Origin of the sequence: Rothia sp. P5766 (assembly GCF_048513555.1) — a bacterium.
Classification (GTDB): Bacteria; Actinomycetota; Actinomycetes; order Actinomycetales; family Micrococcaceae; genus Rothia.
In genome coordinates this window covers 77122-95069 of record NZ_JBLXXS010000005.1, presented here as the reverse complement: position 1 = coordinate 95069, position 17948 = coordinate 77122, and the positions used below count along the sequence as shown (strand labels likewise).

Sequence of the window (17948 nt, the reverse complement as noted above, 5' to 3'; positions counted from 1 at the left end):
CAACTTGCACTGAGGAGTAGGGGTGCGTATAGTTATATGAGTCGCCGCGGGGTGGAGCAGTTCGGTAGCTCGCCGGGCTCATAACCCGGAGGTCACAGGTTCAAATCCTGTCCCCGCAACCAAGACGAAAAGCGTCTCACGGAAGTGAGGCGCTTTTCTTTTTGTCCTTTATCGCGGGAATCCAGCGGGAGAGGGCCTTTTGGGTTATGAACACCCTCCCTATGCAGTTATTCTTTAGTTGCAATAACTGCCCCGTGCGCCCTTGTGCCTGGGTATACCCGGTGCTCTTGTTTGAGGATGCTGAACTCGGTTTCTGTCAGTAGGTTGGTGATGAAGCTATCCGGCCAGTACCAGGCTTGAGTTACTGCGTGATCGAATGGCTCCAAGGCTTCTCCTCGGAAATAGCCAATGAGTAAGCTACCCTTCTTGGGGAGGGCCCAGTGAATCAGCTTGAGTTCCTTCTTGAGGTCATCAGGGGAACAATGAATCAACGAGTACCAAGCGAGAATTCCCTGGTAGTCCCCTGAACAAGTGTCGGCAATGGTTCCTACTTCAAAATTATCGTGAGGATATTTTGCCGAAGCGAGTTCTATAAACAGGGGAGTAGGGTCTACCCCTAGTACAGTTTTGCCCTGAGCTGCAATATAGTGCGTCCAATGTCCTGGGCCGCACCCTAAATCAAGAATTTTCCCTGAGAAAGATCCACACCATTCCGTGATGAGGTCCCTGTCTGGCTCCTGGGTAGCCCTCATGTCTCCAAGGGCTTTAGCATACTCTTTTGCTCTCATTGAGTAGTCGAAAGTAACTTGATCAAGTGATGCCATGATGTGTCTCCGGGGGCGCTGGGGGCGGACTAAAGGTAAGCGCACACCCAGCATGACACAGGGTAGGTAAATCTTGGAATATTCTCTCTAGCTGTCTCTCCGTTTGGTTATGCTCTCTCGACCCACCTTCCAGGAATGATCTGTTCCTGTAGGGCTTATTTAATGCTCCCTGAACAACCCAGCCCAACCTCAATAACTAGTACATATATTCTATAAAACATAGAATATATGTACTATTCTAGGGGTATGAAAGTTACCCTCCTTGCTCGGCTTTGCGCGAGTAGCCCCCTGCTGGTTCCCAGCCCCGATGTTGCTGTGCCAGCCGGCTTTCCCTCACCCGCCCAGGACTACCGGGCCACCAGCATCGACCTCAACGACATCCTAATTAGGGACCGCGCGGCCACCTATATTTTGCGCGTCACCGGCTCCTCTATGGTCGATGCGGGGATCGCAGACGGTGACGAAATTATCGTGGATCGCTCCCTCGAACCGGCAGAAGGCTCCATCGTCGTAGCCGCTATCGATGGCGAGTTCACCATCAAACGTTTCCACACCGACCGGGCAGGTCGCGGCTGGCTGCTGCCCGAGAACCCCGCCTACCCACCCATCCCTATCCCGCAAGAATCTGACTTCCTGATTTTTGGGGTTGTGACCCGCTGCCTGCACCATGTCTAACCTGATCTTTCATATCGATATCAACACCTGCTACGTCTCCTGCGAACGCCTGCTCGACCCTTCCTTGGTGGGCCGGCCGGTACTGGTGCTCTCCAACAACGACGGCTGTGTCATCTCTCTTTCGGCTGAGGCCAAGGCGCTGGGCTATCTTATGGGAACTCCCTGGTATCAGGTGCAAGAGCGCGCAGAAAGCCAAGGGGTCGCTGTGCGCTCCTCAAACTATGAGCTTTATGGCGATATCTCCCAACGGGTTATGTCCGTCCTCCAAGAGCACGCAGCCGACTTTGAGCAGTACTCCATTGATGAGGCCTTCCTGACCGCGCCCGTGACCCAAGACCAGGCGCACCATCTGGCACACGCTATCAAAGCGGATTTAGCCCGCCGGGTGGGCGTCCCCGTGTGTGTTGGGGTAGCCCCCTCCAAAACGCTGGCTAAGCTGGCCAATAAGACCGCTAAAAAGGTGCCTGCCCTCAACGGTGTGTGCGTCTGGGGTCTGCTGCCTGCTGCGCGCAGGCAGGCCCTTCTGGCTGCTCTGCCGGTCTCCGAAGTATGGGGGGTGGGTAGGCGCACAACGGTGCGGCTCGAGAAGATGGGGGTTGCTTCCATCGCAGATCTTGCACAGTCGCCCCCAGAACTCATCCGCAAACGGTTTAGTGTGGTGCTCATGCGTACGGTTCTGGAACTGAATGGGGTCAAGGCTATCGAGCTTGAGCCGGAACGAGCCTTCAAAGAGCAACTGATCTATTCGCGTTCCTTTTCCACCCCCATAACAACCCGTGACCAGATGCACCAGGTACTCAGTATTTACGCTCAGCGGGGTGCTGAACGCCTGGTTGGCCACAGCCAGTTAGCAGGCCTACTCACGGCCTACTGCGGTACAAGCCCCTTTAGGGTGGGTCAGGCTCACTACCCCTCAGTGCAGGTCAAGCTCCCGGGAAAAACCGCTGACCCGCTGGTTCTTACCCGCGCCGCCCTCCGCCTGTTGGAACAGGTAGATACAGGGTATGCCTCCTATGTCCGGGCGGGAATTGTACTCAGTGACCTCGTGCCAGCGGGCCTTAACCTGCCGCTTGAAGGGCTGGCCTATCAGCATGAGGCCCAGGATATCGCCGGCTTAATGAATCGCATACGAGAGCGGTGCGGCCAGGCTGCCGTGGGTCTGGGCCTAGCTGGATTTTCCGCACCCGCAGGCTGGGAAATGAAGCGCGACATGCTCTCACCGCGCGGGACAACTCACTGGGGTGAGTTAGTCCCTGCCAAAATCACCTAAACATGCGGTAGGCACACAACCGGCCCCGCAGGTAAAGGGCGGGGCCGGTTTGAAAATTGCTGTGGGGAAGCCTGGTTAGGCAGCTACTGCCCAGTGTTCTGAGAGCTTTGCAGTCAGCAGGTTGCGCAGAACAGCGACAAAGGGTGCTGGGATACGGCTGAGTCGGTGACCATTAAGGGTGAGAGTATGACCTAGCAACGGGAAATAGCTGAGCTTGGCCTGATCCAGCGTTTGAAGATCAAACGAAAGGCTCTGCCCGGTCTGGAAAGTGTTACGGAGCAGAAGTACACGTTCGTTGGTGATCACCATCAGCGTATCGCCCAAGCCACTGTATTTGCCGACAACAAAGTCCACAACAGTCTCACCGCGAACCATACTGTCCGCCATGTGCAGGGCCTTGTGGAATTTCTTGAGCCCACCGTGAGATGAATGACGCTTGACAGCGGAGCTGAGCGAGACGTTTGAGTACCTGTCGGTAACCCAACTTTCAAAATGCATAGCGGGCTTCCTTGTCTGAGGTGTACGTGTTGTTAGTCCTCTAGACACTATACACACATTATGTCCCCTAAAAGGTGGGTTTTTCTTATTTTTTGTCCCCAAAAGCGAGAGTTTGGTCTAGGTCCTGGGTTATTTTGTGGGGTAGGTAGCCGGGGTGGGTTCCATATGTTTTAGGGTGGGGGTGGCTACTGACAAGGAGATATATATTCAGAATTCTTGGTCAGATTCAGCTAAACCAGCGGCAAATGTCTCTTCTTGGCCTGATGAAAGGTCCCGTAAAAATATGATCAAGCGCTTGACTGTACGGTGTGTAGATAGAGGCAGAACCATGCCACAATAGAAGGCGATGGCAACCTCTCACTTCTAGGGCTGGGCAGATTCATGAAACCACTGATTATCGGTATTGCTGGTGGCACCGGTTCGGGTAAAACAACCCTCACCAACTCCTTACTAGAGCGTTTTGACGGCCAAGTAGGGGTAATCTACCACGATAACTACTACAAGAGGAATGACCACCTCACCTACGATGAACGATGCCTGCTGAACTACGATGCACCGGAGGCTTTCGATAACGACCTGCTGGTGCAGCACCTCAAAACACTGCTGACCGGTCAGAGGATTGAGACGCCGGTCTATGACTTTGCTACCCACAACCGCTCCGATGAGACCATGGAAGTGGCTCCCCAGCCTATCCTTATTCTCGAAGGGATCCTGATTTTTGTGGAGCCCGAAATCAGGGAACTGTGCGATATCAAGATTTTTGTGGACACCGATGCCGATGTTCGCATTCTGCGCAGGCTTCGCCGAGATGTCATCGAGCGTGGCCGCACCATCGAATCGGTCGAGAGCCAGTACCTCACCACGGTCAAGCCTATGCATGAGCTCTACGTGGAGCCGTCCAAGAAGCATGTGGACATGATCATTCCAGAGGGCGTGAACATGGTAGCGCTCGATATGCTCTACCACCGGATTACCGGCCAGATCGAATCTGCACCCTAGAACCAGCGGGGGAGGAGCAACCCAGTACCTGACCCGCCCCGAACACCGAGGGGCCCGGCGGCTCGCACACACGCGAAACCACCGGGCCCCTCTTCACAGCTTGTTATTGTTTAGGCCTACTTGCCTGCCTTGAGGGCAGCCAGACGAGCCTCTAGTTCGGTCTGCTTACCCAAATCTTCAAGGTCATTGAACTGGGCATCAAGTGAGGAAGCCGCCAGTTCCTGCTCACCGCGTACACGAGCTTCTTCGCGGCGAACTTTCTCTTCAAAGCGGGAAATCTCGCTGGTAGGATCCATGACGCTGAAAGACTTGAGCGCGTCATTGACCTGGGTTTGAGCCGCTGCGGACTTCTGACGGGCAGCGAGCTCATCACGCTTACGGGTGATCTCGCTAAGCTTTTCCTTCATCTGGGTCAGACCGGTCTTGAGCTGCTCCACGACCTGGGTCTGAGAGTCAATCTGCGGCTTGATAGAAGAGGCCGTGTTCTCTGCCTGGAGCTGGCGGCCCAGAGCCATCTTGGCCAGATTATCGAACTTATCGGCGTTAACGGTGTCGCCTGCGGCGCGGAACTCATCGGCCTTGTTGGAAGCGGCCAGAGCCTTTGAGCCCCATTCGGCTGCTTCACGGAGGTCTTCGGCGTGGTCCTCTTCCAGCAGGCGCAGGTTGCCGATGGTCTGAGCGACAGCCTGCTCGGCTTCAGCGATATTGTTGCTGTAGTCACGAACCATCTGGTCCAGCATCTTCTGGGGATCTTCAGCCGCATCAATGAGGGAGTTGATGTTTGCTTTGGTGAGCTGGGCGATACGGCTAAAAATGGTTTGCTTGGCCATGGAGTATCTACCTTTCGGTGGAGGGGTAAGCGAGAGCAGGCTTGCTACGCTCTAGTTTCTATTGTGTCAATAACGGTGCCTATTTGGGCCCTGGTGGGTGTGGGTTTTGCTACGTCCTGAGCGAAAACGGGCTGAGCCCGGCGGTGGCAGGAGAGCTAGAAATTACCGCCAGCACCGCCACCGCTACCGAAGCCACCGCCACTGCTAAAGCCGCCGCCGCCGAAGCCGCCGCCGAATGACCCGCCACCCCAGCTACTGCCGGAGCTACCCTGGCTACTTCCACCGCCTAGCAGAGTTCCCAGAAGAATACCGCCCAGCATTGCTGAGTTGGAGGTGTTGCCCCTGTAGCCCCTATTGTTTTGGCTAAAGACATTAACGTCGTTTTCAGCAATACGCTGGGCATCTGTTGCCAGGCGGATCGCATCATTGGCATGGGAGAGGGCTGTGACAGGGTCTGAGGACTGAAGTTCTTGGGCTTCAGCCAGATGACGTTCAGCTTCCCGTAGACGGGTCCGGGCTTCTGCCTTGACCCCGCCCCGGCGAGCCCACACGTATTCACCGGCTGAAGATACCCGAGCCTGGGCGGAGAGAAGCGTATGAGCTAGCTTCTCACGGGCGTTTTGCTCCTGCTCGTGAACCTGACGGACACCTGCTAGGGCCGCATCAAGTTCTGAGCGTACCTCGTGCAGGCGCTGATTGAGCAGGTAGGGGTCAATCAGGCCACCCGCGCGCTCAGCACGAATCTGACCGAGCACAGCCTGCACACCTGCGGCGGCACCCGATAGTTGGCTACTGCTTCCCGCGCCCGTACGAGCTAACTCTTGAGCCTGAGCAACGTCGCGCTCAGCCAGAATGAGGGCATCGTCGAGGGAGGCTGCCATCTTAGCTAGGTCAGTTTCGGCGTGGTGCACAGATTCAAGGAGCCCCTTGGCCTGGCCCAGAGACTCTTCGCCAGCACGGAGCTCCAAGATCGCTTGGCTCCTATCGGTTGCCAAAAGCTCCTGGGCCTTCTGAGCTGAGCTACGGGCAAACTCAAGGCGTGACTGTGCTTCTTCGATGTTGTCGGCTATAGCCCCGTAAGCGCTGGGGGCGTAGAGGCCTTTGAGCCTGCCCAGAGCTGCTTGAGCGGGGGCGAAGAGCGGGTCAGCTGCCCTGATCTGCTCCTTGAGAGTGGTAAGCACCTGGGGCGCATTTTCTTCGAGCTTTCGCAGCTTGGTAAAGTTCTCGACCTGCTCGTTGAGAGAGGCCTGGGCTTGCTGGGTTCTGCTGATAATCTCTGTCAACCAGGCTCGCTGGTCGGCCTCGGTATCGGGGATATCGTCTTCAAGCTGTTTCTGGAGCTGGAAAGACTGCTGCATATGCTCTTTGGCGGCCTTAATAGCGTTCAGGAAGGGCGCTACTTCCTCCTCCCCGTACTGGAGGCGCGCGAATTCAACTTCTTGTAAGGAGTGGGCAATAGCGTCATCGGTGCTCACAAGTTGCTGACCGGCCTGGGTTCGTAGCTCTGCTAGGGAGGGCAGGGGGGCCTGCGGTGCCGCGGTGCCACTTGGCTGACCTGCATGAGGGGTTTTAGACGAACGTTTTCTGCTCCACAGCAGTGCTCCTGCACCGCCCAGAACACCAACGCTAATCAGTGTGGTTGCTCCCACCGCTACAGCCCCGGTGGAGGTGCCCGCGGCCCCGGATCCAAGCTGGGACTTTATCCCGGTGACTGCGGCCTGGGCGGCGGCCTTGTAATCAGATTTTGCTAGCTCAGGGTAGATGTAGTCCTGATAAATTTTTTCTTGCTCTTTGGCGGAGAGTAGCGAAGTTGAGCCTGCTAGGAAGTAGGCTTGGCGGTCCTCAGTAGCGATGACCAGGACAACATCGTTGGTTCCCATGTTGTTGAGAGATGCAAATTTTTCAACCCACTGGCCCGATGAGGTTGGGCTTTCAAAAGCATCAATTGTTACGACGAAAAGGTTGACCTGGTCATCGGTGGCAAGTTGCTGGATAGATTCTTTGAGGGCGGAGGTGTCCCCCAGGGATGAGGTGGTGTCGCTGACTCTTACCCCCGCATCCAAATCGTAGGGGGCGGCTGCGAAAGCGGCGGGCATAATACCTAACCCAAGGGAAGAAACCAGCAGGGCTGTGGCAAGGTGCTTGCGGGGCATGGGAACTCTTTTCCGGGGAACAGGCAAACGGTATGGACTATATTCTATCCTTGGGGCTGCCATCTTGGGCAGAGTTCTGGCTGAGGCTCACAGATGGTACACGGCCCCGCTCTTAGGTTTTCTCTATGGAACCCTGCAGTCAACATACAGCTTAGTTACATCTCTATCCCAGAACTGTGAAGCATAGTAGAAGCAGTTGAAAAATATGCGAGTAAGTAATTCGCACTAAAGAAAGTTGTTAACTGCCATGTCGAATAACCCTTGGGAACAGGAAAACTTGCAGTCTGCTGATGACCGTACTATGCCACTTAACAGCGAGCACATTCAAGCGGTGGGTGCGCAGCAAGCACAGCCCCATAATGCGCAGAACCCGATTCAAGGCCAGGTAGATCCGAGCTCGGGAGCTTCCTACCAGCAGCCGGCACCGGCTAGGGGCGCACAACCTGCACATAATCATCAGGGTGCATCAACAGCCGGAAGTTATAACTATGCACATGCAGTGCAGGGACAGCCCCCTTCCGCACAGGCCTACCCGCAGAACTACTATGCGCAGGTGGCCCCTGCTAAGAAACACTCCACTACGGCTCTCATTTCTGCGGCCGCTATTGCGGCTCTGATTGGCGGTGGCGTGGGCGGCGGGGTAGCGGCTACTCTGGGAGCACTGGATTCGGCAAGCATCACCAGGACCAGCGCCGGAACCACTATCGTCAATAACACCGACTCGGTGAACGCCGTAACCGCTGCTGCCGCAAAGGCTATCCCCTCGGTGGTGACTATTTCCGCAAACACTAGGAGCGAAGCGGGATCAGGCTCCGGGATCATCCTGGATGACCAGGGGCATATTCTCACCAACACCCACGTGGTCACACTGGACGGGGCAACTTCTAAGGCAAACCTAGAAGTCCAGCTCTCAGATGGTAACGTTCGTGCGGCCACGGTGGTAGGAACTGACCCGACCAGTGACCTAGCGGTCATCAAGATAAGTGATACTAGCGGGCTGAACCTGACACCTGCAAGCCTCGGGGACTCGGGGGCACTGAACGTGGGTGATACGACCGTTGCTATCGGTGCGCCCCTAGGGCTTTCAAACACGGTGACCACCGGTATTGTGTCCAACATGGTGCGAACCATCGAGGTGGCATCCTCAGCCGCCAAGGACTCCAACAGTGACTCGGACAGTAGCGACCCCTTTGGCGGATCCCCTTTCCAATTTGAAATGCCAGGCCAGCAACGCTATTCCAGCTCAAATAACTCCAGTATCTCGCTTAATGTCATCCAGACCGATGCTGCAGTTAATCCCGGCAACTCTGGTGGTGCGCTGGTTAACTCTGCCGGTGAGGTTATTGGCGTGAATGTGGCTATCGCTTCAACCGATACCAGCACTACTTCTAGCAGCGGCAATATTGGTGTGGGTTTCGCAATCCCTATTAACTATGCCAAGCGTGTAGCCAACGAAATTATTGAGAGCGGCTCAGCTAGCCACGGCATGCTGGGGGCTTCTGTCACTACATCACCGGCCAATAAGGACGCTTCAGAGTCCTTTGGCGATGGTGCCCTGATCAAGGAGGTTACCAGCGGAGGTGCCGCTGAGAAAGCCGGGCTGGAAAAGGGCGATGTAGTTACTGCAGTTGATGGGCGAACCATTAGCGAAGCAACCGAGCTGACAGCCGCAGTCCGTGAGGCCGCTGCCGGTCAGACTGTTACCCTCACCGTTGAGCGTAAAGGGTCTTCCCAGCAGGTTGAGGTGACCCTGGGGCAGGCTACCTCCTAGAGGGTTCCTCCGGCGTAGCCGTGCTGGCGCCAGGCCTCAAACACCGCGATAGATGCGCTGTTAGCCAGGTTCAGTGAACGGCGGCCCGGGACCATAGGGATTTTGACACGCTCGGTGATGTGCTCATCGTCCTGAACATACTGGGGGAGACCCACAGATTCAGGGCCGAACATGAGCACGTCACCGGGCTTGTAGTCTATCTCGGCGTAGTTTGTTGATGCCGTTGTGGTGAATGCAAAAACTCGGGCGGGGGCCAGCACTTCCCAGGCATCTTCAAGGGTTTCGTGGACGGTCATGACCGCTAGATCGTGGTAGTCCAGGCCCGCGCGGCGCAGATGAGCATCCTCAAAGTTAAAGCCTAGGGGCTTGACCAGGTGCAGTTCGGCGCCTGTGATGGCAGCTAGTCGGATAGCGTTACCGGTATTGCCGGGAATTTCGGGGGCATAAAAAAGAATTTTAAACACCCCACCAGTGTACGTGCCCCCAATACCTTCCACCGTGAACCACCCCATAGAGGTCAGAGCCCGGCGGGGAGTATGATGGAGGGCTGATACTTTTCGCCCACGCTTTGAGAGGCAGGCCTATGCCCCGGGTCTACATGGACCACGCCGCCACTACCAATGTTCTTCCCGAAACCGTACAAGCGGTGACCGAACAAATGTTCACAGGCGGTAATCCGTCATCTCTCCACTCAGCTGGCCGCCGTGCCCGTGCGGCAGTGGAACAGGCTCGTGATCGTGTTGCCCGTGCCCTCAACTGTGACTCTGCGGAGGTTATTTTTACCTCGGGCGGGACCGAAGCCGATAACCTAGCGGTCAAGGGCCTCTACTGGTCGAGGACCAAGGCTAACCGAGCCGCCTGCAGGATTATTGTCTCGGCGATTGAACATCACGCGGTAGGTGATGCTGTGGAATGGCTAGAGACCCACGAAGGTGCTGAACCCGTGTGGATTTCTCCCAACTCAGAGGGCATCATTACCCCCGAGGCTGTTGCCCAGGCTGTGGGGGAGAGCCCCGATACGGTTGCGCTGATCACGGTCATGTGGGCTAACAACGAGATGGGAGCAGTCCAGCCTATTGCTGAGATCGCCCAGCTGGCCGAAAGCCACGGTATTCCTTTCCATACCGATGCGGTCCAGGCTTTTGGTGCCCTAGATATTGACTTCCGGGCTTGCGGTGCCACGACCCTGGCTATTTCCGGGCACAAGATTGGTGGCCCCATGGGTGTGGGTGCCCTGATTGCTACCCGCACTGCGCCCCTGGCTCCTCTGCTTCACGGTGGCGGGCAGGAGCGCTCTGTGCGCTCCGGTACCATCGATGCCCCCGCTATCGCAGGTTTTGGTGTGGCCGCTCAGTCCGTGACTAACCACCGCGCAGAAGAAAGCCGCCGACTGGCGAATCTGCGGAACCTGCTTATTGAGGGTGTGCGTCATGCTATCCCCGAAGCCACCCTCAACGGCCCCGAACCCGAAAATTCTGAGCAAATCGCTGACGGTGCTTTCCGCCGGCTCCCGGGAAATGCACACTTTACTTTCCCCGGGTGTGAGGGCGACTCTCTGCTCTTCTTGCTCGATATGGCCGGTATTGAATCATCGACAGGTTCCGCCTGTAACGCCGGTGTGCCTCGACCCTCCCACGTTCTTTTGGCTATGGGAGTGGATGAGGGAATTGCACGGGGGGCCCAGCGGTTTACCTTAGGGCACACCAGCTCAGAAGCCGACGTGCAAGCCCTGCTTGGGGCTCTGCCCGCGGCTTGGGAACAGGCTAAAAAAGCAGGCATGGCCGCCCAGGCCCCTGACTCCCAGCGCTGGAACTAAAGACTTTTTGACAACCTATAAGGAATGACCCCATGAAAATACTTGCTGCTATGAGTGGCGGCGTAGACTCAGCCGTAGCCGCCGCGCGCGCTGTTGAAGCGGGCCACGATGTGGTAGGCGTACACCTGGCGCTTTCTCGTATGCCCGGAACCCTCCGCACCGGCTCACGCGGCTGCTGCACTATTGAAGACTCTATGGATGCCCGCCGGGTCTGCGACCAGCTCGGCATCCCCTTCTATGTCTGGGACTTCTCCGAGCGCTTCAAAGAAGATGTTGTCGATGACTTCATCAGCGAATATGAACAGGGGCGGACCCCCAACCCCTGCATGCGGTGCAACGAGAAGATTAAGTTTGCTGCCCTGCTCGAGAAGGCTGTGGCCCTGGGCTTTGATGCCGTTGTGACCGGCCACTACGCCAAGGTCATTACTACCGAGGGCGGCAACCGCGAACTGCACCGTGCTGCGACCTGGGCCAAGGACCAGTCCTATGTTCTGGGTGTGCTGACCCACGAACAGCTCAAGCATGCCTGGTTCCCCTTAGCCGATACTCCCTCCAAGGATCTGGTGCGTGCTGAGGCCGCCGAACGCGGGTTCTCCGTGGCCAAGAAGCCGGACTCCTACGATATTTGTTTTATCCCCGAGGGCGATACTCGCGAGTGGCTCGAAGAGCACATTGAAATGACCGAGGGCGCTATTAAGGACACCGAGGGGCGAGTCCTGGGTACCCACCGAGGTGCTCAGGCCTTTACCGTGGGCCAGCGCAAGGGCCTGGCTATTGGTCACCCTGCTGCAGACGGTAAGCCCCGCTTTGTGCTTGAAATCCGCCCCAAAACTAATGAGGTTATCGTGGGGGGCAAGGACCTGCTTGAAATTGACGAGATTCGCGGTATCCGCGAAACCTGGGCAGGCCTACCCGTCCAACAAGCCGCACACTTTTTGGCCCTTGACCCTGTGGAGGGCGCACAGAGTGGGTCTTTTGAAGTGACCGCCCAGGTGCGGGCACACGCAGATCCGGTGCCCTCCACCGCCCACCTAGAATGGGTTGCCGATGATGAAGCCGCTGAGCCTGGTGCCCTGCGCCTAGAGACCGTGGTGCGCCTGCACGATAAGCTTCGCGGCGTTGCCCCCGGGCAGACCATGGTGCTCTACCAGGGCACCCGGGTATTGGGCCAGTCCACTATCGCTCGGGCCTACTCCCTGGACCGCGCGGACATCACTGCTCCCTAAATTCACGTTCCATACCGTGAAATGATGGGAGTCACTCCTGCACCCAAGGCCCACCCGCGCCCTAGACTAAAGACATGAGCCCAAGAGAAACTTCTGATGACGTGCAAGCCCACGCAGATTTTAATCCCCGAGCAACATCCATGGAGGGGGTTGATCCTGCCGTCTTGGACAAGCTTTTGACTATGCGCCAGACTATCGACAATATGGACGCTGCCCTGGTCCATATCCTGGCAGAGCGTTTCCGCGCCACCCAGCGAGTAGGGCACCTTAAAGCCGCCCATAGCCTGCCGGCAGGGGACCCTGGGAGGGAAGAAGCCCAGATTAGGCGCTTGCGCGGCCTGGCCGAGGCTGCTGATCTGGACCCGGAATTTGCAGAAAAGTTCCTAAACTTCATCATCTCCGAAGTTATCCGCCACCATGAAAAGATAGCGGCTGAGACTGAAATTCAGCACCCCAATCACCCCTAGAAAGGTCAACCGTCCGTGCATCGTGCCGCACCAGCCCTCTACCTGCCAACCGATGCAGAAATGCTCGCAATCCGTAAGGACAGCGAAAAACCCCTCACTTTCGAGAAACATCTCACGGTCAGAGCGAGCGGTCTGGGTAGCTGGGCAGGGGAGAACATCTTTGACGCAGTCACCAGGATCCGAGGGGAGCTGGGGGAGCCTCACATTAGCTATCTGCCTGACCTACCCGGTAGGGGCTACCGGGCCAGCCTGCTGGCCAGAACCATCGCGGTACTTGAGGGGTTGAGCGCCGATGCTACAGCCAGTGGCTGGCGGATAACCAGCGGTTTTGCCGCTGAGGGGAGCTCAGCCCGGAGCCTGCTGGAGTCGGATATTAATGTGCTTGCCGATGTGGTCGGAAGGGAATCTGGGCTGTCGGTCTCACCGCTCAAGATAGGCTTGTTGGGGCCACTGAGCCTGGCAGCTAGCACCTACCTCACCAATGGCGAGCGACTGATCTCGGATCCAGGTGCGCGCACCGATCTAGCGCAGTCGCTGATGGCGGGGCTGGATTACCTCACCCGCCAGCTGCGGCAGGCTGTTCCTGGCGCGCCACTAGTGATTCAGTTTGATGAGCCGCTTCTCACCCCTGTGGCAGCTGGAACTATCCCTACCTCGAGCGGCTACCGTACCTTGCGGTCGGTGCCCCGGCATGAGCTGGTTGCTACTCTGAACGAGCTTCACGGGGCTACAGCGGCCTTGGAAGCTCAGCCCCTTGTACGTACTGATCTGTTGGCACTTGACCCCGAAGTCCAAAGGGTTATTGCCACCCCTGTCGTCGATATGACAGGGAGTAAGACAGCTGACTGGGAGCCGCTTGCCGCGCGGCTTGAAGCCGGTGGCGGTCTTTACCTTGAAACCGCTGATCCAATCACTCGCACTGCCAGTGGGGATCTGGCCCGTAGCCTGTGGAAAACCTGGCGTGATTTGGGTCTTCACAAGGCGCTTCTGAATCAGATGATTTTGACTGAACGCGGTGATTTAGCGACCACCGACCCTGCTCGTGCCACTACCGTTTTGGGGCATCTGACCGATACCGCCCGCGCTCTCTCCGAAATTGCCCAGGAAGCCTAAGCCTCCCCCTGAACCTGAGCTCACACTCACCGGGGGACAAACCGGTTACACTAGGGAAAGGCCTGCATCACACCCCCTCTATCCAGGAGAACACCCGTGAAAGAAACCATCCTTGTAGTCGATGACGATGACGCCCTCTCAGAGATGGTCGGTATTGTGCTTGCTCAAGAAGGCTACGAGACGGTCTTCTGCGATTCCGGTGACCGGGCTTTTGAGGCTTTCGTCAACAATCACCCCGACCTGATTTTGCTCGATTTTATGCTCCCCGGTATGGACGGTATCGAGGTGTGCACCCAGATTCGTAGTGAGTCTGAGGTTCCTATCATTATGCTGACCGCCAAGGGCGACACCGAGGACGTCGTCAAGGGTCTTGAGGCTGGTGCCGATGACTACATGACTAAGCCTTTTAAGCCAGCTGAACTGCTGGCGCGTGTGCGTGCCCGCCTGCGCCCCCGCGAGGAGCGTCATAATGAACCCTTGCGTATTGGCAACCTGGTCATCGACCTAGCAGGGCATACAGTGACCCGTGATGGGCAGGGTATTCCGCTGACACCGCTGGAATTTGAGCTTCTGGCTAACCTGGCCCGCCAGCCAGGCCAGGTTATGACCCGTGAGGCCCTATTGGGCAATGTATGGGGCTACGAAAAGACTGTGGACTCCCGTCTGGTGAACGTTCATATTCAGCGTCTTCGAGCCAAGATTGAGCGTGACCCGGAGAATCCCGAAATTGTTCTTACTGTGCGTGGGGTGGGCTATAAGGCTGCCTCCGACGGGCACCGCTAGGCAGTGACTTTCCTTGTCTGTTACCTCTGAACCGCAGTCAGTAGAGCCTCCCGCTCGTTCACACCGTTTGAGGCTTCTCCATACTGTTCGCAGGTTGTGGCAGCAGTCGCTACAGTTCCGTGCAGTGGTGGCTTCAGCCTCGCTCCTGCTGGTGGCCTTCATCTTTGTGGGTTCGTTTATTTCTCACCAAATAGCGAACTCACTTTTCCGGGGAAATCTGGCCCAGGCTCTTGAAGAGTCAGCTGCGGGTTTCAGTAGTGTGCAGACCCTCATGAACGGTTCTGATGCAACCGGCCGTACCGAGATCCAGCGAGATGTGAGGCGCTTTATCACGGTCTTGGAGACCAGCAGCGCTGATAGTAACCGCCATTGGGTTCTTCTCAAAGACCCTAAGGCTCCTACAGATGGTTTTATTACCGAGCAGTCGCAGAGCAAGGAGGTGACGGGGGAAGACATTCCGGCTGACCTGGCTACGAGTGTGAGTGAGGGGTCAGGTATCTACTGGCAGTCCTCACAGGCCACCTGGGATGATGGACATACAGCGCCGGTGCTGGTGGTAGGCACAAAGGTCTCTATACCGCAGAACCCTGATTACGCTATCTACTTGGTCTATGACCTGTCGGCTTCTCAGGCTACCGTGCAGTACATCAATTTGGTGGTCTGGGTCGGGTTCAGTATCTTGCTGGTAGTAGTTTTGACTATCGTGTGGATGATTGCCCGTTTGGTTATTCGACCCATTAGTTCTACCGCTATTACAGCGGAGAAACTGGCTGCGGGGGATCTCGACCAGCGTGTTCTGGTCCGGGGGCAGAACGAAACTGCCCGTTTGGGGCTTTCCTTCAACCGAATGGCTGACTCCCTGCAGGATCAGATTTCCCGGTTGGAAAAGCTTTCGACCATGCAGCAACGTTTTGTGTCGGATGTTTCCCATGAGCTGCGGACCCCATTGACAACGGTTCGCATGGCAGCGGATATGTTGCACGATAACCGTGAGAATATGGAGCCACTCTACAAACGTTCTACCGAGTTGCTCTATAACCAGGTGGACCGCTTCGATTCCCTGCTGGCAGATCTCCTTGAAATTTCGCGTTTTGACGCTGGATCCCAGACCCTAGAAATCGTGTCGGTGGATTTTATGGCTGTGCTTGATGAGGTGCTCAAAGCGGTTGAACCGCATCTGATGCGCACCAATACCGAACTCACAGTTCATACTGACCACACCGAGATCATGGTTGATATGGACCACCGACGGATTGAGCGTGTTCTGCGGAATCTGCTCTTTAACGCGGTAGAGCACTCAGAGGGTAGACCTATTGATGTGTATGTGGATGCCACCGAAACCACCCTGGGCCTTGCTGTCCGTGACCACGGTATCGGTTTGAGCCCCGAGGAAACCGAGCAAGTCTTTAACCGTTTTTGGCGTGCTGATACTTCGCGCAAGCGCACCCTGGGAGGTACCGGGCTGGGGCTGTCCATTGCGGCAGAAGATGTACGTCTTCACCAGGGCCTGCTAGAAGCCTGGGGTATCAAGGGGGAGGGCGCCTGCTTCCGCATGACCATTCCTGTTGACCAGGACCTACCGATGGGTCCATCGCCTGTCTTGCTGAGCGGTGAGCCTCTTGCTCCTGAGCCTTTGGCTCTGGAGGCCCGACCGCTAGAAGGAAGCATCGACGAATACGACCGACCGGAGGCCACCGATGGCTAAGATCTCACGCCGCACCGCCCTTAGCATGACTTTGAGTTCCTTAGTTGCATCTGTAAGCGCCTGCGCTACGATTCCAACTGACGGTGAGGTCAACCATTACGCTGACCCGCAGGCGACGGGCTCAACTGCTGGTACCTCTGCCGGTCCGCAAGGCCCTCAGCCGGGGGCCAGTCCTTCAGAGATTATTGAGGGGTTCTTACACGCTGGAACCGGTGTTAAAGACGATTACAGTGTTGCCCGCCAGTATCTGACTAAAGACCTGGCACAGTCGTGGCGACCCGATGGCAGGACCCTGGTCTATAACTCATCCTTTACAACCAGGGCGACCGGGGAGAATAGCTATGTGGTTGCGGTGCCCACCAGCACTGAGATTGATAACAGGGGGCTGGCTACCTCATACACGACCTTTACCGATACCGAAATCGAGTTCTCTTTGGAGAAAGTGCAGCAGGAATGGCGAATTTCTGCGGTGCCTGACGGAACGGTTCTGAGCCGCACTGAATTTGGTGAGGTGTTCAATCCTTTTACTCTCTACTTTTACGACCCGACTTTCACCTACGCGGTGCCCGATATCCGATGGTTTGCTGAACGCTCGACGATCGCTACATCGCTCATTCGGGTTTTGTTAGAGGGACCGGCTCCCTACCTTGAGGGCGCGGTGGTGACTGCTGTGCCGCAGGAAACTCGCCTGGCCATCAACTCGGTTCCTGTGGAAAACGGGGTAGCTGATATTCAGCTGGCTGGTGGTAATGCTCTGGTCACGGCAAGTGCTTTGGAGACTGAGCGGTTAAGGACTCAGCTCACTCAGGCTCTGTCGAACCTGGCTACGGTTGCCTCGGTTCAGATGAGTATCAATAATCAGGTGGTAGCTGCCCAGAACCTCGAGAACTATAAAGAACCCACCATTAATGCTGTGGTGTCAGGAGCCGTGGTGGGGATTGAGAACAATCGGCTGGTAAGCCGGAGCGCTTTGGTCGATACAGCTAGCCAGCAGACTATTGTCGAGGGCGTAGCCTACGGCGCTATTACACAGCCAGCAATGAACTACACCCGCAACTTTTATGCCTACACAAATGCTGGTCGCAACGAGATATGGCTGGCCAATTCAAACCGGTCTGGTTCTATTCACCGGGGGAATGGCATCTTGCAACCAAGTTTTGATCACCTGAATTGGCTCTGGCTGGGTGAGCAAGGTGGAAGGGTGAGGGCTTACCCGGCTGGCCAGGAAAATGGTGAGCTTCTGACGGTCAAGACATGGCTAACGGAGGAAACCGTGCACAGCCTTGCGATAGCTCGTGACGGTAGCCGTGCCCTTGTGGTGACCTCCGTCGGGGGGAATGACTACGCCGCTTGGGTTTCTGCTATCCGCCGGGCATCTGATGGTACACCGCAGGAGCTCATGGCCCCGGTACGTATTGGCTCGGATATTAATCCAAGGGGCGCTGAATGGCATACCGATGAAGAGGTTTTCCTGTGGAATACCGAAACCACTCAAACCGAAATTGTTTCGCTTTCTGGGCATAGTACCCAGTACGATCCGCTTCAGGGAATTGTGCGTATTGTGACGGGTAACGGGCTTGATCAGGCTGTAGCGATGACTGATGAAAACGGTCTGTATATTGTTGCCGGTAGGAGCTGGACCCGGATCGAGACTAGCCTGAGTGAAGTGAATTACTCTGGCTAAAGGTGTTCCCGATGTACACACCCCTGGCTGGTTTTCATAGACCCAGGAATACTTCAGGGTGTGCATTACCTCTTCCAAAGACATGAGACGAGACCTGCTGATAAAGGCCTTCTGGGGCACCTGAGCCAGACTGC

At 56.5% G+C, this 17948-nt stretch carries 16 protein-coding genes and 1 tRNA gene; 12 read left to right on the top strand and 5 right to left on the bottom strand.

The features are described from left to right. Positions 1 to 45: 45 nt before the first annotated feature. A tRNA-Met gene (locus ACN08V_RS03930) sits at positions 46 to 122 on the top strand. A 105-nt stretch (positions 123 to 227) separates the two neighbouring features. Here the strand turns inward: ACN08V_RS03930 and ACN08V_RS03925 are convergent. Beyond that, entirely contained in the window at positions 228 to 824 is a 597-nt protein-coding gene (locus ACN08V_RS03925; protein ID WP_419104616.1) for a class I SAM-dependent methyltransferase, read from the bottom strand. A 246-nt stretch (positions 825 to 1070) separates the two neighbouring features. On the opposite strand from ACN08V_RS03925, the gene ACN08V_RS03920 reads away from it, so the two are divergent. Both ACN08V_RS03920 and ACN08V_RS03915 read left to right on the top strand, forming a co-directional pair. Further along, positions 1071 to 1499: a LexA family protein gene (locus tag ACN08V_RS03920; protein ID WP_419104615.1), complete on the top strand. Its 429-nt coding sequence runs from the start codon at positions 1071 to 1073 to the stop codon at positions 1497 to 1499. Next, positions 1492 to 2769 carry a Y-family DNA polymerase gene (locus ACN08V_RS03915; RefSeq protein WP_419104614.1) on the top strand — a complete coding sequence of 426 codons (1278 nt, stop codon included), beginning with the start codon at positions 1492 to 1494 and terminating at the stop codon, positions 2767 to 2769. Before ACN08V_RS03920 ends, ACN08V_RS03915 begins: the two co-directional genes overlap by 8 nt. A gap of 75 nt (positions 2770 to 2844) precedes the next feature. Here ACN08V_RS03915 and ACN08V_RS03910 read toward each other — a convergent pair whose 3' ends face one another. After that, a complete protein-coding gene (locus ACN08V_RS03910) occupies positions 2845 to 3267 on the bottom strand; it encodes a hypothetical protein (protein ID WP_419104613.1) in 423 nt (140 codons plus the stop codon). Positions 3268 to 3648: 381 nt separating this feature from the next. Between ACN08V_RS03910 and udk the strand changes: the two genes are divergently transcribed. Further along, entirely contained in the window at positions 3649 to 4266 is a 618-nt protein-coding gene (gene udk, locus ACN08V_RS03905) for a uridine kinase (protein ID WP_419100558.1), read from the top strand. 116 nt (positions 4267 to 4382) lie between these two features. Here the strand turns inward: udk and ACN08V_RS03900 are convergent, their stop codons facing one another. Together ACN08V_RS03900 and ACN08V_RS03895 are read right to left on the bottom strand one after the other, a co-directional pair. Further along, positions 4383 to 5096 carry a PspA/IM30 family protein gene (locus ACN08V_RS03900; protein WP_419104612.1) on the bottom strand — a complete coding sequence of 238 codons (714 nt, stop codon included), beginning with the start codon at positions 5094 to 5096 and terminating at the stop codon, positions 4383 to 4385. 155 nt (positions 5097 to 5251) lie between these two features. Next, positions 5252 to 7249, bottom strand: a complete 1998-nt coding sequence (locus ACN08V_RS03895; RefSeq protein ID WP_419104611.1) for a TPM domain-containing protein — start codon at positions 7247 to 7249, stop codon at positions 5252 to 5254. Positions 7250 to 7496: 247 nt separating this feature from the next. On the opposite strand from ACN08V_RS03895, the gene ACN08V_RS03890 reads away from it, so the two are divergent. Continuing rightward, positions 7497 to 9020, top strand: coding sequence for a S1C family serine protease (locus tag ACN08V_RS03890; RefSeq protein ID WP_419104610.1), 1524 nt, complete (start codon positions 7497 to 7499; stop codon positions 9018 to 9020). Here the strand turns inward: ACN08V_RS03890 and ACN08V_RS03885 are convergent. After that, complete coding sequence (locus ACN08V_RS03885; protein ID WP_419100554.1) at positions 9017 to 9484, bottom strand: tRNA (cytidine(34)-2'-O)-methyltransferase; 468 nt, start codon at positions 9482 to 9484, stop codon at positions 9017 to 9019. The two genes, ACN08V_RS03890 and ACN08V_RS03885, sit on opposite strands and share 4 nt — an antisense overlap. Before the next feature lie 119 nt (positions 9485 to 9603). Here ACN08V_RS03885 and ACN08V_RS03880 point away from each other — a divergent pair, with 119 nt between their 5' ends. The 7 genes from ACN08V_RS03880 (at position 9604) to ACN08V_RS03850 (ending at position 17814) form a co-directional block, all read left to right on the top strand. Beyond that, positions 9604 to 10836, top strand: coding sequence for a cysteine desulfurase family protein (locus ACN08V_RS03880; protein ID WP_419104609.1), 1233 nt, complete (start codon positions 9604 to 9606; stop codon positions 10834 to 10836). A gap of 32 nt (positions 10837 to 10868) precedes the next feature. Further along, entirely contained in the window at positions 10869 to 12062 is a 1194-nt protein-coding gene (gene mnmA, locus ACN08V_RS03875) for a tRNA 2-thiouridine(34) synthase MnmA (protein ID WP_419100552.1), read from the top strand. A 74-nt stretch (positions 12063 to 12136) separates the two neighbouring features. After that, a complete protein-coding gene (locus ACN08V_RS03870) occupies positions 12137 to 12529 on the top strand; it encodes a chorismate mutase (protein WP_419104608.1) in 393 nt (130 codons plus the stop codon). Positions 12530 to 12544: 15 nt separating this feature from the next. Beyond that, the gene (locus ACN08V_RS03865) at positions 12545 to 13642 is read left to right on the top strand and encodes a hypothetical protein (protein ID WP_419104607.1); all 1098 of its coding nucleotides are present in this window, start codon (positions 12545 to 12547) and stop codon (positions 13640 to 13642) included. A gap of 96 nt (positions 13643 to 13738) precedes the next feature. Further along, the gene (mtrA, locus tag ACN08V_RS03860) at positions 13739 to 14425 is read left to right on the top strand and encodes an MtrAB system response regulator MtrA (protein ID WP_419100549.1); all 687 of its coding nucleotides are present in this window, start codon (positions 13739 to 13741) and stop codon (positions 14423 to 14425) included. A 13-nt stretch (positions 14426 to 14438) separates the two neighbouring features. Beyond that, a complete protein-coding gene (mtrB, locus tag ACN08V_RS03855) occupies positions 14439 to 16130 on the top strand; it encodes an MtrAB system histidine kinase MtrB (protein ID WP_419100548.1) in 1692 nt (563 codons plus the stop codon). After that, on the top strand, positions 16123 to 17814 hold the full coding sequence (locus ACN08V_RS03850) for an LpqB family beta-propeller domain-containing protein (protein WP_419104606.1): 1692 nt from the start codon (positions 16123 to 16125) through the stop codon (positions 17812 to 17814). Before mtrB ends, ACN08V_RS03850 begins: the two co-directional genes overlap by 8 nt. The last annotated feature ends 134 nt before the right edge of the window (positions 17815 to 17948 follow it).

Bases quoted from the DNA above. Each gene is read 5' to 3' on its own strand.
- ACN08V_RS03895 (WP_419104611.1), bottom strand. From the start codon at position 7,249: ATGCCCCGCAAGCACCTTGCCACAGCCCTGCTGGTTTCTTCCCTTGGG.
- udk (WP_419100558.1), top strand. From the start codon at position 3,649: ATGAAACCACTGATTATCGGTATTGCTGGTGGCACCGGTTCGGGTAAA.
- ACN08V_RS03920 (WP_419104615.1), top strand. From the start codon at position 1,071: ATGAAAGTTACCCTCCTTGCTCGGCTTTGCGCGAGTAGCCCCCTGCTG.
- ACN08V_RS03925 (WP_419104616.1), bottom strand. From the start codon at position 824: ATGGCATCACTTGATCAAGTTACTTTCGACTACTCAATGAGAGCAAAA.
- mnmA (WP_419100552.1), top strand. From the start codon at position 10,869: ATGAAAATACTTGCTGCTATGAGTGGCGGCGTAGACTCAGCCGTAGCC.
- ACN08V_RS03850 (WP_419104606.1), top strand. From the start codon at position 16,123: ATGGCTAAGATCTCACGCCGCACCGCCCTTAGCATGACTTTGAGTTCC.
- ACN08V_RS03915 (WP_419104614.1), top strand. From the start codon at position 1,492: ATGTCTAACCTGATCTTTCATATCGATATCAACACCTGCTACGTCTCC.
- ACN08V_RS03910 (WP_419104613.1), bottom strand. From the start codon at position 3,267: ATGCATTTTGAAAGTTGGGTTACCGACAGGTACTCAAACGTCTCGCTC.
- ACN08V_RS03880 (WP_419104609.1), top strand. From the start codon at position 9,604: ATGCCCCGGGTCTACATGGACCACGCCGCCACTACCAATGTTCTTCCC.
- ACN08V_RS03890 (WP_419104610.1), top strand. From the start codon at position 7,497: ATGTCGAATAACCCTTGGGAACAGGAAAACTTGCAGTCTGCTGATGAC.
- ACN08V_RS03870 (WP_419104608.1), top strand. From the start codon at position 12,137: ATGAGCCCAAGAGAAACTTCTGATGACGTGCAAGCCCACGCAGATTTT.
- ACN08V_RS03900 (WP_419104612.1), bottom strand. From the start codon at position 5,096: ATGGCCAAGCAAACCATTTTTAGCCGTATCGCCCAGCTCACCAAAGCA.